This window comes from Luteimonas galliterrae, assembly GCF_023374055.1.
Classification (GTDB): domain Bacteria; phylum Pseudomonadota; class Gammaproteobacteria; order Xanthomonadales; family Xanthomonadaceae; genus Luteimonas_C; species Luteimonas_C galliterrae.
In genome coordinates, this window is sequence record NZ_JAMBEP010000001.1 from 2,174,340 (window position 1) to 2,188,110 (window position 13,771).

Annotated in this window: 12 protein-coding genes; 7 read left to right on the plus strand and 5 right to left on the minus strand. The window is 66.7% G+C overall.

Annotated elements, in window-relative coordinates; translation table 11 throughout:
* Positions 1–130 precede the first annotated feature (130 nt).
* The 4 genes from M2650_RS09975 (at position 131) to M2650_RS09990 (ending at position 4,871) form a co-directional block, all read left to right on the plus strand.
* Positions 131–2,635 carry a DNA topoisomerase I gene (locus M2650_RS09975; RefSeq protein WP_249473817.1) on the plus strand — a complete coding sequence of 835 codons (2,505 nt, stop codon included), beginning with the start codon at positions 131–133 and terminating at the stop codon, positions 2,633–2,635.
* A gap of 262 nt (positions 2,636–2,897) precedes the next feature.
* Positions 2,898–3,461 (plus strand): L-threonylcarbamoyladenylate synthase type 1 TsaC, encoded by a 564-nt coding sequence (gene tsaC, locus M2650_RS09980; RefSeq protein WP_249473818.1) that lies wholly within the window; start codon positions 2,898–2,900, stop codon positions 3,459–3,461.
* A gap of 91 nt (positions 3,462–3,552) precedes the next feature.
* Entirely contained in the window at positions 3,553–4,221 is a 669-nt protein-coding gene (locus M2650_RS09985; RefSeq protein WP_249473820.1) for a DUF4124 domain-containing protein, read from the plus strand.
* The gene (locus tag M2650_RS09990; RefSeq protein ID WP_249473821.1) at positions 4,221–4,871 is read left to right on the plus strand and encodes a DUF4124 domain-containing protein; all 651 of its coding nucleotides are present in this window, start codon (positions 4,221–4,223) and stop codon (positions 4,869–4,871) included. The genes M2650_RS09985 and M2650_RS09990 overlap by 1 nt, the downstream gene beginning before the upstream one ends.
* A 32-nt stretch (positions 4,872–4,903) precedes the next feature.
* On the opposite strand, the gene M2650_RS09995 is transcribed toward M2650_RS09990, so the two are convergent.
* Positions 4,904–5,680 (minus strand): SDR family oxidoreductase, encoded by a 777-nt coding sequence (locus tag M2650_RS09995; RefSeq protein ID WP_249473822.1) that lies wholly within the window; start codon positions 5,678–5,680, stop codon positions 4,904–4,906.
* Between the two features lie 60 nt (positions 5,681–5,740).
* On the opposite strand from M2650_RS09995, the gene M2650_RS10000 reads away from it, so the two are divergent.
* On the plus strand, positions 5,741–5,968 hold the full coding sequence (locus M2650_RS10000; RefSeq protein ID WP_249473824.1) for a hypothetical protein: 228 nt from the start codon (positions 5,741–5,743) through the stop codon (positions 5,966–5,968).
* A gap of 889 nt (positions 5,969–6,857) precedes the next feature.
* Here the strand turns inward: M2650_RS10000 and sppA are convergent.
* Both sppA and M2650_RS10010 read right to left on the minus strand, forming a co-directional pair.
* The gene (gene sppA / locus M2650_RS10005; protein ID WP_249473826.1) at positions 6,858–8,744 is read right to left on the minus strand and encodes a signal peptide peptidase SppA; all 1,887 of its coding nucleotides are present in this window, start codon (positions 8,742–8,744) and stop codon (positions 6,858–6,860) included.
* Positions 8,745–8,796: 52 nt separating this feature from the next.
* Positions 8,797–10,182: an MATE family efflux transporter gene (locus tag M2650_RS10010; protein WP_249473827.1), complete on the minus strand. Its 1,386-nt coding sequence runs from the start codon at positions 10,180–10,182 to the stop codon at positions 8,797–8,799.
* A gap of 99 nt (positions 10,183–10,281) precedes the next feature.
* Between M2650_RS10010 and M2650_RS10015 the strand changes: the two genes are divergently transcribed.
* Positions 10,282–11,562, plus strand: a complete 1,281-nt coding sequence (locus tag M2650_RS10015) for a DUF3667 domain-containing protein (RefSeq protein WP_249473828.1) — start codon at positions 10,282–10,284, stop codon at positions 11,560–11,562.
* Positions 11,563–11,569: 7 nt separating this feature from the next.
* Positions 11,570–11,917 carry a DUF4286 family protein gene (locus M2650_RS10020; RefSeq protein WP_249473830.1) on the plus strand — a complete coding sequence of 116 codons (348 nt, stop codon included), beginning with the start codon at positions 11,570–11,572 and terminating at the stop codon, positions 11,915–11,917.
* A gap of 7 nt (positions 11,918–11,924) precedes the next feature.
* Here M2650_RS10020 and M2650_RS10025 read toward each other — a convergent pair whose 3' ends face one another.
* The gene (locus M2650_RS10025; protein WP_249473832.1) at positions 11,925–12,563 is read right to left on the minus strand and encodes a DUF3106 domain-containing protein; all 639 of its coding nucleotides are present in this window, start codon (positions 12,561–12,563) and stop codon (positions 11,925–11,927) included.
* Positions 12,550–13,536, minus strand: a complete 987-nt coding sequence (locus tag M2650_RS10030) for a hypothetical protein (RefSeq protein WP_249473834.1) — start codon at positions 13,534–13,536, stop codon at positions 12,550–12,552. Before M2650_RS10030 ends, M2650_RS10025 begins: the two co-directional genes overlap by 14 nt.
* Between the last annotated feature and the right edge of the window lie 235 nt (positions 13,537–13,771).

Consider the following 13,771-nt stretch of genomic DNA (forward strand, 5'->3'; position numbering starts at 1 on the left):
GGGCCCGCCCCGGCGTGATTCCACTATAAATAGAGAGAACCTGAACGCCCGAGGCCACCTGCCTCGGGCGTTGCCTTCTGTACCCATGTTTGGCGTCGGCTTCACGGCCCGCCCGGAAACCTCCCCCGCAATGGCCAAGAACCTCCTCATCGTCGAATCGCCGGCCAAGGCCAAGACGATCAACAAATATCTCGGCAAGGATTTCACCGTCCTGGCCTCGTACGGCCATGTCCGCGACCTGGTGCCGAAAGAAGGCGCTGTCGATCCGTCCGACGGCTTCCGCATGCGCTACGACTTGATCGACAAGAACGAGAAGCACGTCGAAGCGATCGCCAAGGCCGCCAAGGCCGCCGATGGCATTTATCTCGCCACCGACCCGGACCGCGAAGGCGAGGCGATCAGCTGGCACATCGCCGAGATCCTGAAGGAACGCGGCCTGCTCAAGGACAAGACCCTGCAGCGCGTCGTGTTCACCGAGATCACGCCGCGCGCGATCAAGGAAGCGATGCAGAAGCCGCGCGCGATCGCCAGCGATCTGGTCGACGCCCAGCAGGCCCGCCGCGCGCTGGACTACCTGGTCGGCTTCAACCTGTCGCCGGTACTGTGGCGCAAGGTGCAGCGCGGCCTGTCCGCCGGCCGCGTGCAATCGCCGGCGCTGCGCATGATCGTCGAGCGCGAAGAAGAGATCGAAGCCTTCGTCGCCCGCGAGTACTGGTCGATCGAGGCCGAATGCGCGCATCCGTCGCAGTCGTTCACCGCCAAGCTGACCAAGCTGGACGGCAAGAAGTTCGAGCAGTTCACCATTACCGACGGCGACACCGCCGAGGACGCGCGCCGCCGCATCGTGGCCGCCGCCAACGGCGCGTTGCACGTCACCGACGTCGCCAGCAAGGAACGCAAGCGCCGGCCGTCACCGCCGTTCACTACGTCCACGCTGCAGCAGGAAGCCTCGCGCAAGCTCGGCTTCACCACCTCGCGCACGATGCGCGTGGCGCAGAAATTGTACGAAGGCGTATCGATCGGCGACGAAGGCACCGTCGGCCTGATCAGCTATATGCGTACCGACTCGGTGAACCTGTCGGCCGAAGCGCTGAGCGAGCTGCGCGACGTGATCGCGCGCGACTTCGGCACCAGGGCCGTGCCGGACAAGCCCAATTTCTACCAGACCAAGTCCAAGAACGCGCAGGAAGCGCACGAAGCGATCCGCCCGACCTCCGCGCTGCGCACGCCGGCGCAGGTGGCGAAGTATCTGGACGACGACGGCCGCCGCCTGTACGAACTGATCTGGAAGCGCGCCGTCGCCTGCCAGATGGTGCCGGCCATCCTCAACACCGTCAGCGTCGACCTGGCCGCCGGCAGCGAACACAGCTTCCGCGCCAGCGGCACCACCGTGATAGATCCGGGCTTCCTGGCCGTATACGAGGAAAGCAAGGACCAGAAGACCAGCGAAGACGAAGACGAAGGCCGCAAGCTGCCGGCGATGAAGCCCGGCGAGCGCGTGCCGCTGGACCGCATCCACACCGACCAGCATTTCACCGAGCCGCCGCCGCGCTTCTCGGAAGCTTCGCTGGTGAAAGCGTTGGAGGAATACGGCATCGGCCGGCCGTCGACGTATTCGTCGATCATCCAGACCCTGCAGTTCCGCAAGTACGCGGAACTCGAGAACCGGCGCTTCCGGCCGAGCGATGTCGGCCGCGCGGTGTCCAATTTCCTCAGCGGGCATTTCACCCGCTACGTCGATTACGACTTCACCGCCAAGCTCGAAGACGAGCTCGACGCGGTATCGCGCGGCGAGGAAGAATGGGTGCCGTTGATGGAGAGGTTCTGGGGCCCGTTCAAGGAGCTGGTCGACGAGAAGACCGAATCGGTCGATCGCAGCGAAGCCACCGGCGCGCGCGAGCTCGGCACCGACCCCAAATCGGGCAAGCCGGTCAGCGTACGCCTGGGCCGCTACGGGCCGTATGCGCAGATCGGCACCGCCGAAGACGAGGACAAGCCGACCTTCGCCAGCCTGCGTCCAGGCCAGAGCATGCATACGATCACGCTGGAAGACGCGATCGACCTGTTCCGCCTACCGCGCAAGCTCGGCGAGGACGGCGGGCACGAAGTAAGCGTCGGCATCGGCCGCTTCGGTCCGTTCGCCAAGCGCGGCAGCGTGTACGCGTCGCTGAAGAAGGAAGACGATCCTTACACCATCGATTTGGCCCGCGCCGTATTCCTGATCAACGAAAAGGAAGAAATCGCGCGCAACCGCATCATCAAGGCCTTCGAAGGCAGCGACATCCAGGTGCTGAACGGCCGTTACGGCCCCTACATCAGCGACGGCAAGCTCAACGGCCGCATTCCCAAGGACCGCGAACCCGCGTCGCTGACCCTGGAGGAAGTGCAGAAGCTGATGGAGGAAACCGGCAAGCCGATGCGCGGGCGCGGCCGTTTCGGGGCCAAGAAGGCGGCGGCGAAGAAGGAAGCTGCGCCGAAGAAGGCTGCCAAGAAAGTCGCCAAGAAGACCGCAACCAAGAAGGCCGCCAAGAAAACGGCGAAGAAGGCTGCAAAAAAGGCTGCGAAAAAAACAGTCGTCAAGAAGACGGCGAAGAAGGCTGCGACGGCGTCGTCCGGAGACGATGCGCCGTTTTAAGCCTTAAAAAGCCGCAGTTTCCGCAATGGCGGCAGTCCTGCTTTGGCCCTCTCCCGCTTGCGGGGCGAAGACGCACTGCTTGCGCGGCACGGCCGCGCGTGCGGCTGAGCGCCCGCACGCAAGTGCGGGCCGGGGCGCGGAGCGGAGTTGGGTGAGGGCGCGCGAAGTTGCGAATAGCCTCGTAACGAGCTGGTGGCAGCGTTAAAGTCACTGGATTCCCGCCTTCGCGGGAATGACGGCTGAAAAGCAAGCGACATTCGAAATGACCTCAAGTCCGACTCTCGCCGAAGCCACCCACGTCCTCAAAAGCGGCGGCGTCCTCGCCTACCCCACCGAAGCCGTGTGGGGGCTGGGCTGCGATCCCAATAACGAGGCCGCGGTCATCCGCCTGCTGGCCATCAAACAGCGTCCGGTCGACAAGGGCCTGATCCTGATCGCGGCCAATCTCGATCAACTGCGTCCCTATCTCGATCTGCCGGCACTGCCGAGCGAGCGCTTGGCCGAGGTGCTCGCGACCTGGCCCGGCCCGCATACGTGGGTGATGCCGGCCCACCGCCAGGCGCCGCGCTGGATTACCGGCGCGCACGACGGCATCGCGGTGCGGGTCAGCGCGCATCCGATCGTAGTCGCCTTGTGCCTGGCTTTCGGTGGTCCGCTGGTATCTACCAGCGCCAACGCCGCGGGCGCCCCGCCGCCGCGCACGCGCGGCGAATTCGATCCCGGCCTGCTGGCGGCCGTCGACGGGATCATGGACGGCGATACCACCGGCCTCGCGCGACCCACGCCCATCCGCGACGCGCGCACCGGTGCGGAGCTGCGCGCCTGAATTCGGCGGAAATGAACACCGGCGAAAGCGCCATGCGCGGCCTTGCGAGGCCCGCTTCCAGGCCCCGGTTTAAGCGCGCAAGATAAGGCCCATGCGTTCTGGGTCCCTCATCGCCATCGCCGGTACGCTGCTGCTGCCGCTCGCTGTACAGGCGGCGGAAATCACGCTGTACCGTTGCGTCGACGCCAAAGGCAAAGTGACTTTGCGCGACTCGCCTTGCGCCAAGGGCGAAACGCAAGAGACGCGCACCTTCCAACGGCCTGTCGATCCGCCACCGCGCCCGGCCGCGCAGGCGCCCGCGCCGTCCGCACCCGCCAAGCCGCCCGAAGTGCGCTACGTGACCGTCAACACGCCGCGCCCCTTGTACGAATGCGTCACGCCCGACGGCGAGCGTTACACCAGCGATACCGACGCCGGCAATCCGCGTTGGGTGCCGCTGTGGACGCTGGGCTATCCGATGTGGCCGCAACGCACTTTCCGCAGCGAAGGCCTGACGGTCAGCACACCGGCGCCGCGCCCGCCGGACGTACGCCCGCCCGGACGGCCGCACCCGGTGCATCCGGCGTTCTTCGCCTCCAGCACCTACATCGCGGACGAATGCCATGCCCTGCCGCAGGAAGAAGTCTGCTCGCGCCTCAACGACCGGCGCTACGAAATCAAGCGCCGCTATTTCAACGCCATGCCGAGCGAGCGCGCCGTGCTGGACAACGAAGAGCGCGCCGTGGTGGCGCGGATGAACAGCGATTGCGGCGCCTACTGATGCGCACGGTCATCGCGTTCGCGCTGCTGACGCTGACGAGTACCGGGGCCTGGACGCAAAGCGTTGTGATGTACCGCTGCACCGACGCCCAAGGCGCGGTGACCTTGCAGAACGACGTGCCTTGCCCCAAAGGCAGCAAGCAAGTGAAACGCGTGATCGAAACGGCACCGGCACCGGCGGCCACATCGTCGCCTGTATCGACCCCGCCACAGACGCCAGCGCCGACGAGCGCGACGCCCGCCATGGCTGCTGCGCCTGCGGGCGCCCCGATCGCGCCTGCCGCCCCGAAGCCGGAAAACGCACAGGCATCGGCGATCGCCGAACGACCGGCGCCGCCCGACCTCTATCGTTGCCAGAACTATCGCCGGGAAATCTATTTCAGCGACACCGACCTGCCGCCGTCGCGCTGCCTGCCGCTGCAGACGACCGGCCTGGACGGCAACCCCGGCACCGGCGCCGGAGCGGCCTGCGAAATGGTCCGCGACGCCTGTCAGCGCATCGCCGACGCCGACTTGTGCCAAGCCTGGCAGCAACGCCTGCGCGATGCGGAATCCGCGGTGCGCTTCGGCACACCCGAACAAGCGGCGGACGCGCGCTACGAATTCATCCGGGCAGAGAAAGTCATGCGTGAGAGCAGCTGCGGCGGTTGAACCGCGGCGGCATGCGCACGAGAAGTGACCGTTCAGAAGCCGTAACGCAGGAAGCCGCCATCCACCGCGATGCATTCGCCGGTGATGTAGCTGGCCGCGGGCAGGCAGAGGAAGGCGACCGCGGCGGCGACTTCCTCGGGCTCGCCGATGCGGCCGATCGGCGTACGCATCAGCACTTCGTCCAGGTAATCCGGATCGGCGAGCTTGTCGGAGGTGCGGCGCGTGCGGATGTACCACGGTGCGACGGCGTTGACGCGCACGCCGTCCTCGGCCCATTCGGCCGCCAGATTCTTGGTCATCTGGTGCATGGCCGCCTTGCTCATGCCGTACGGCGCGCCGGAACGCACATGGGTGAGCCCGGACACGCTGCCGACGTTGACGATGCTGGACGAGGCATGCTGGGTGAGCAGCGGATGCGCGTAGCGCGACAGTTCGAATGCCGAAAACAGGTTGACTTCGAAGATCTCGCGCCACTCGTCTTCGGTGTAGTCGGTAGCCGCTTTGGTGAGGTTGCCGCCGGCGTTGTTGACCAGGATGTTGAGGCCTTCGCCGCGGTCCTCGACCCAATCCAGCACTTCGCGGCGCTGTTCTTCGTCGACGACGTCGCCTACCAGGCCGCGGATATCGCTGTCGGGGAATTCGTCGGCCAGTTCGTCGCGCGCCGATTCCAGCGCATTGGGGTCGCGCGCCACGATCAGCACGCGAGCGCCCAGGCCGAGCAGTTCGCGCGCGATCGCGCGGCCGATGCCGGCGCTGCCGCCGGTGATCAGCGCCAGTTGTCCATCAAGCCGCCAGCGGTTGGGATCCATGCTCGTCTCGCCTGCACCGGTTGGGCGTAGCATAGCGCCAGGCCCCTTCAGGACGCTCCCATGGCGCTACCCGCACGCGTTTGTCTGTTCGCGATCGTCCTCGCCGCGACGGCCGGCTGCAGCCGGCCCAAGCCGCCGCCGACCGAACAGCAGCCGGAGCCGCAAGCGCAGCACACCGAACTGCGCGATGCGGTACAGGAGCCGATCGACAAGGCCAAGGCGGTGGAGGATTCGGTGCAGAAAGCGACGGACCAGCAGAGGGCACAAATCGAAGCCGCGGGCGGATGACCGTCGATCTAGCTCTGTGGAGCGGAGCTTGCTCCGCCGCCCTTCTTTTGCTCTGAGCTTTGCTCCGCCTTCGTAGAGCGGGGCTTGCCCCGCTGCTCTTGCCCCTAAGCCGTTTGCCCTTAAGCCGTTTGCCCTTAAGCCGTTTGCCCTTAAGCCGTTCTCTCTTAAGCGTTCGCTCTTAAGCCGTTTGCTCTTAAGCCGTTTGCTCTTAAGCCGTCATCCCAGCGAACGCTGGGACCCATCTTGCTCTTGCCCTAAAGCCGTCATCCCGGCGAAGGCCGGGATCCAGGCCCGCGTCCTGGCGGCCTGCGCTGCGACTCGCGCCATGGAAAAAGGCTTCCGGGCTGCGCCCGGGTCACTTTCTTTGCTGGCCCAAAGAAAGTAACCCAAGAAAGGGCCTGAACTGCGGTGCGATGCGTCGCGCCTGAAAGTCCGCCAGCGGACCTGCTTTCGTCGCAGGTGACCTTCTTACGCAGGTACTAGATTTTGATTCGTAGCCTATGGGTGACATGGCTTTTGCGGAGTTGCGCTAAGGAGTCGTTCGGGTCGATCGCCCCGAATCTGAATGTCGAAGCAACGGAGGAATCCCGAGTGCTGGCGAGCGGTGGCCAAGCACACGGGGTAACCCCATCGCCGGGATACCTTCCAAAGGCCCTTTTTCTTTGGTGACTTCTCTTTTTGGGCCCCACAAAAAGAAAGTAACTCGGCCGCGGTTTTAGCGGACGAAACCCCGGCCCAAAGGGCCGGCAGGTCGCCACAACCCCCAAGCCAAGGCAGCGGAGCAAGCTCCGCTCTAAGAGCCAAAGCGAATCCCGGCCCCTCTTTTTAAAGAGGGGAGACAAGCCGAGGCGTTGGATTGCGTTTGCGGGGACGACGGCTGAAAGAACGGTCAGAAACCGCAGAAGCAGTACGCGAGCGCCTTCACGCGCATGCCCTGCCCCGGCTTCATCGCATTCTCGATGAAGCGCAGGTCGTCTGCGCTGCGCGGCACCGCGCGCGCGAGCAACGTGCGGGCGAGATCGGAATCGCGCAACCAGATCGCGCCAATGCGGCTTTCCGCGAAACCGCTGAACCAGCGCTGGAACGGCGTGCCGCCGTCTTCGTAATAGCGCACGCGGTACTCGGCTGGCTTGCCGAGCTTGGCGCGCTGCGCGACGTCGGCGACCGCCGCATCGATGCCGCCGAACGCGTCGACCAGCCCGCGCTCCTTCGCCTGCGCGCCGGTCCATACGCGGCCGCGCGCGACTTCGTCGATCTGCTCGACGCTCTTCTTGCGCGCCTGCGCCACCTTGCCGGTGAAATCGCGGTAACCCTTGTCGATCACCGACTGGATCACCTGGCCGACATCCGGATCCAGCTTGCGGGTGATGTCGAACGCGCCGCCGAAACGCGTCGTCGACACGCCGTCGGTATGCACGCCGATCTTGTCGAGCGCGCGCGGCAATGTCGGGAAGATGCCGAAGATGCCGATCGAACCGGTGATCGTCGACGGATCGGCGTAGATGCGATCGGCATTCATGCTGATCCAGTAGCCGCCGGACGCGGCCACGTTGCCCATCGACACCACCACCGGCTTGCCGGCCTCTTTCAGGCCGACCACTTCGCGCCGGATCTGCTCGGACGCGAATACCTCGCCGCCCGGCGACGACACGCGCAGCACCACGGCTTTGACTTTCTCGTCGTCGCGCGCCGCGCGCAGCAGCGCCGCGGTGGATTCGCCGCCGATGCGGCCGGGCGGCTGCTCGCCGCCGGTGATCTCGCCTTCGGCCACGACCACCGCGACCTGCGGGCGCTCGTCGACCGCGGACAGGCCGCTGTCGACCTGCTTCAAATAGCCTTCCAGATCGATCTGGCGGAAACCGCGCGGCGCATCGCTGTCGGCGACGCCGCGCTCGGCCATCAGATCGTCGACCTGCTCCTCGGTCTTGAGGCCGTCGACCAGCTTCTGCTGCAGCGCGAAGCGCGCCAGGTCGCCGCCGGCCGCGGCGATGCCTTCGGGCAGCGTGTCGATGCCGGCCGCCAACTGCTGCGCGGTCAGCTTGCGCGCCTTGGCGATATCGTCGAGATAGCGCTGCCACACGTCGCTCATCCAGAACAGGTCGGCCTGCTTGGATTCGGGCGAAGCGGCGTCGAGGATGAAAGGCTCGGCCGCGGATTTGTACTCGCCCACCTTGAACAGGTGCACGTCGACGCCGAGCTTGTCCTGCAGGCCCTGGCGGTAGTACTGGCGATAGCCGGCGAGGCCTTCGATCAGCATCCCGCCCATCGGATCCAGGTAGACCTCGCTGGCCTGCGCGGCCAGCAGATATTGCCCCTGGCCGTACTGGTTGCCGAAGGCGACCACTTGCTTGCCCGACGCGCGCAGTCGCGCGAGCGCCGCGGCCACTTCGCGCAGTTGCGCGTAGCCGCTGGGTTCCAGCTCGTCCACGCGCAGCAGCACGCGTTCGACGCGCTTGTCGTCCTTGGCCGCTTCGATGGCGCGCAACAGGTCGCGCAACTGCACTTCCTTGGCGTCGTCGTCGCCCATCGCCTTGGCCAGCGTGCGGGTGAACGCGTCGGTGCTGTACTGCTCCACCAGCCGCCCTTCCGGCGCGATCACCAGCGTGGTGCGGCCGACCATCGGCTTGACCCGGTCGCCCGCGCCCAGCGCGACCAGGAACAGCAGCAGCAGGAAGAAGAACACCAGGTTGAACGCCAACCGGCGCGTGAAATTCATCGCATCCCAAATGCCGACGAAAACGCGGGCGATCGGGCCGCGGCGGCGGACTTCGTTCATTACCTGTCACTCCATAAATAGAACCGCAGCTTAGCCCGCGCCCGCAGGGGTTTCATGCGTCGTTGGTCACTGCGCCTTCCCGCACGATGGGGGCTGTTCGCGACGAGCGCAAGAAGCGGCTGCCCAGCAGCACCGCAGCCGCCGACAAACCCACGATCAGGCCGATCCACATGCCTTTAGGCCCCCAGCCCAGGCCCAACCCCAGCCCCGCCCCCAGCGGCATGCCCAGGCCCCAATAAGCGAAGGCCGCCAGGAACATCGGCACCCGCGTATCCTTCAGCCCACGCAGGGCGCCGGCCGACAGCACCTGGATGCCGTCGGGAAACTGGAACGCAGCGGCGTACAGCAGCAGCGTCGCCGCCAACGCGGCCACGGTCGCGTCGGCGGTGTACAGCGACACGATCGCGTCGTTGCCGAACAGCAGCACCAGCCCGGACAGCAATTGCGTGGCCAGCACGATGGTGTAGCCGGCGAAAGCGGCGCGGCGCAGCGCTTCGCGGTCGCCGCGGCCGAGCGCGTGGCCCACGCGCACCGTGGTCGCCTCGGCCAGGCCCAGCGGAATCATGAAGCACAGGCTGGCGACGTTGATCGCGATCTGGTGCGCCGCCACCGGCACGTCGCCGAGGCGGCCGATCAGCAGCGCGGTGGTGATGAAAAGGCCGCCTTCCATGGCAACGGTGATGCCGATCGGCAGGCCGTTGGCCAGCAAGTTGCGGATCGGCGGCCACTGCGGCCCGTCGAAACGCGCGAACAGGCCCAGGTCCGCGAAACGCTTCGCCCGCCGCAGATACAGCGCGAAGGCGATCGCCTGCGCCCACATCATGATCGCCGACGCGATGCCCAGGCCGCCGGCGCCGAGCTCGGGCAGTCCGCCGAAACCGTAGGTGAACGCATAGCCGAGCGGAATGAGCACCAGCAGGCCGCCGAAGCCGAGCAGCATGGTCGGCAGCGTCCAATGCATGCCGTCGCTCAGGTAACGCATGCACAGGTACAGCGTGAACGCCGGGATGCCCCAACGGATGCCGTGCAGGAAGGCAGTCGCGCCCGGGCGGATCTCCGGCGCGATGCCCATCGGCTCCAACGCATAGACCACGACGCTTAGGAACGCGAACAGCACCAGGCCCAGGCCTGCGGCCAGCCACATCGCCTGGCGGAACAGCGGCCCGACCAGATCGCGGCGTCCGCTGCCGTCCAACTGCGATACCGACGGCGGCAGCGACATCAGCGTGCCCATCGGAATCATCATCGGCAGCCAGAACAGCGCCGTGCCGACCGCCACCGCCGCCAGCGTGTCGGTGCCGTGGTGGCCGGCGATCACGCTGTCGACGAAACCGATCAGGCCCGACGACATGTGCCCGGCCACCAGCGGTGCGGCGAGTGTGGCGGAGGTACGCACTTCGCGACCGAAGCGCGCCTGCGAAGGCGTCGAATGCGACATGGGAAGAGAACCCGGGCGACTTCGGCCGCGCGAATGGGAGGCATGCGCTGGCGCCGGGTCGCGGCTGACCCTATCTTAACGGGTCAGGAGAGGCCACAGATGACCGAAAACAACGAAACCGCGGTTCCGCACGCGCCCGCGGCGGCGCCCGCGCGCGAATGCGAGAATTGCGGCCGCGCATTGCTCGGCGATTACTGCTACGCCTGCGGCCAACCGGTGAAAGGGCTGGTGCGGCATTTCTCCAGCATCATCGGCGACTTCGCCGACAGCGTGCTCAATCTCGACACGCGCCTGCCGCGCACGCTGTGGCCGCTTCTGGCCAAGCCGGGATTCCTCACCACCGAGTATTTCGCCGGCCGCCGCGTGCGTTACGTCAGCCCGGTGCGGCTGTTCGTGTTCCTCAGCATCGTGACGTTCTTCGTCGCGCAGTTCACGGTCAGCTTCGGCGACGGCACGGTCAAGTTCGAGGACGACGGCGACAGCATCAGCCGTGCGACCACCGTCCAGGAAGTGGAGAAAATCCGCGACCAGGCCTTGGCCCAAATGGCCGAAGCGCGAAACAACGTCGCCGGCGTGCCGGGTGCCGACACGGGCATCCGCATGGGCGAAAAGGAACTCAGGAAAAAGGCGCAAAGGCGCATCGAAGCCTTGCGTAAAGCGCAGGCCGGATCGGCCGGGCCGTCGGGAGCTGCGGCGGAAGCGGAAGGGGCGGCGGCAACGACGGCGCCGGCGGATTCCGCGACGGCGACATCCGCTGCGGCACCCACGACACCGGCAAAAGCGACGGCGGCCACGAACGACGAGGACGAAGAAGACTTCGACATCTCGTTCAACGGCGAGCCCTGGGATGCCAAGACCAATCCGATCGCGGTGGCCTGGCTGCCTCGCTTCGCCAACGACTGGCTCAATTCGCAGGCCGGCCGCGCCAAGGCCAACTTCAAGCGGCTGAAGGAAGACCCGAACGCGTTGAAGGACGCGATGCTGAGCGCGGTGCCGTCGACGCTGTTCATCCTGCTGCCGTTATTCGCGCTGATGCTGAAGATCCTGTACGTCTTCAAACGACGCCTGTACATGGAACACCTCATCGTGGCGCTGCACAGCCACGCCTTCCTGTGCCTGGCGCTGCTGCTGATGTTCGTCATCATCGCGCTGCAGAATTGGCTTGCGCCCGAATCGGGCGCCCTGCACAGCCTGTTCGGCTGGATCGAGGGGCTGTTGTGGCTATGGATGCCGGTCTACCTGCTGGTCATGCAAAAACGGGTGTACGCGCAGGGCTGGCCGATGACGTTGGTCAAATACTGTGTTCTGGGCTTCTGTTACTTCCTGCTGCTGACAACCGGCGCCGCGTTCACCATGCTATTCAGCCTGGTCAACATGTGACGGCGAAATGACGCAGCAGGCTCCCCCGGGCCACATCGTCTACGAGGTGAACGTGGAAGTCGACGCCGTATTGGCCGACGACTACCGCGCCTGGATGGACACGCACGTGCGCGAGATGGTGTCGCTGCCCGGATTCTTCGGCGCCTACGTGCACAACGTGCTTGCGCCGGCGCCGCCGGCCGGCACGCAGGCGATGTCCGTGCAGTTCTTCCTGCGCGATACCGCCGCGCTCGACAGCTACCTGCGCGAGCACGCGCTACGCTTCCGCGCCAGCAGCCTGCAGATGTTCGGCGACCGCTTCCGCACTACCCGGCGGGTGATGCGGCATACCACGATCTACGATCCGGAACGGTAACGGCTATTTACCGGTCCAGGCGCTGTCGCAGCCACTCGCTGCGCTGCGCGGAGGCTGTCGACAGCAGTTCGCGCCGCAAAGCGTCGCGCGCTTCCGGCGGCGTGCGCTGGGCCAGCGTCGCCAGGTCGTTGCGCTCGGCCGGCGTCATCGTCCGCAGCGCTTCCAGCAGCTGCGCGCGCTCGTCGGCTTCGACGAAACCCAGCAGCGGCTGCAACCGCACGTACTCGGCGCCCAGCACCGGGCCGAGCAGCCAGCCTCGGCGCGCAAGGCCGTCCAAGGCATCGAACTGCGCGCGCAGGCGCCGGCGTTCGTCGACCGGCAACGCGGCGAACTGCGCCGCCGTGCGACGCATCCGCGCGCGTTCGGATTCGGACAGTTCGCGCCAGGCCTGCCAATGTTCGCGTTGCCGACGGCGCTCCTCGATCGGCAACGACTGCCAGCGCAGCTGCCGCTGCCCGTAAACGGCCCGTTCCACCGGCGTCAACGCCTGCCAGCGCGCCTGGCGTTGCTCCAGCTCCACGCGTTGCGCCGCGGGCAAGCGCTCCAGCCAAGTATCGAGCGACGGCGACAATGCGATCGCCGCCGTCGATGCGATCGCAGCCAAGGCCAGCACCAGGGTGAGCGTGGTCCGGTTAAAGCGTGTCATCGCTGGTCTCCGGTTCCTCGCTGACGTTGTGCGGCGGCGGCGCAACCGACGAAGCACCTGGCGCGGCCGCCTGCGTCGCCTCCGCCCCGGTTTGCGTGGCGTACCAAGCGTAGAAATCCAGTTCGCGGTAGACCGCCTCGTCCTGCCGCTCGAGCAGCAGTTCGAAATCGCGGTCGCTCAACAGCGCCATGTCCGCATCGAAGCGCGCCGCCGGCGCTTCGACGTTCGGCAGCGATACCGTGCGGATGTCCGGCGCGCCGCCGGCCGTCTCCTGGCGCGGCGGCTGCGGCCATAGGAAGCTGACTGCCAACGCCGCCGCGCAGGCCGCCACGCCCAGCCAGAGCAGGTGCGATACCCAGCGCGGCCGGGCGCGAACGGCCGTCACCGTGGCCGCGACCGCCGGCATGACCGTTCGCCTGACCGGGACCGGCTGCAGGGCGGCTTCGCGCAACTTCGCCAGATGCGCAAGACGTTGCGGCGGCAAGTTGCGGATCGCCTCCTGTACTGCGGCCGCCATGCCGCGCCAGGCTTCGGCATGCGGCGTGCCGTCGGCGCGGTGCGGCAAAGCCCGCTGCAAGGCCAGCCGATAGGTGGCCGGCGCGATACCCAGCGCCGCCGCCGCTTCGGTTTCGCCCAGCCCCGCGGCGAGCCGCAGCAGCAGCGCAGCGCGTGGCCCATGGCCGACCTGGGCCAGCGGCGCCAGGGCGTCGGCACGGGCCGGCAGGGCGGCAGCCCGGCGCAGCATCGGGGTGGCCAGCAACAAACTCCAGAAGCGCTGCGGCCACTCGCCGAACGGGGCGCGGGCCGCGCCGGCATGGAAGGCGCGCATGGTCGCGGCCAGCGCGGCGTCGCCGGCCATGGCATCGCCGCATTGCAGCTCCGCGAAGACCGCGCCGCGCCGTTCGACGCCGCGCAGGAAGGCATTGATTGCGGCCGGCGCACCGCTGGCGTCGGAAAGGGAGCGTGCGGTCATCGGGCAGATTTCATCGTGGCCGCATGATACCGACGGCGACCCGGCAAACCATGCTTGACAGACCGCACGAATGGCGCTCCCCGAGGCGGGACAAGGCTTTGGCGAAAATCCAGTTGTTCACAGCGGTCAATAAACTGTCACCGATCCGGGTTTAACAGGCGCCTTAACCCGTATTTCGCTTGTGTTTCACAGCCATGTGGTTGATCGCAAAGGATTTATGCGGATTGGCGCTTTT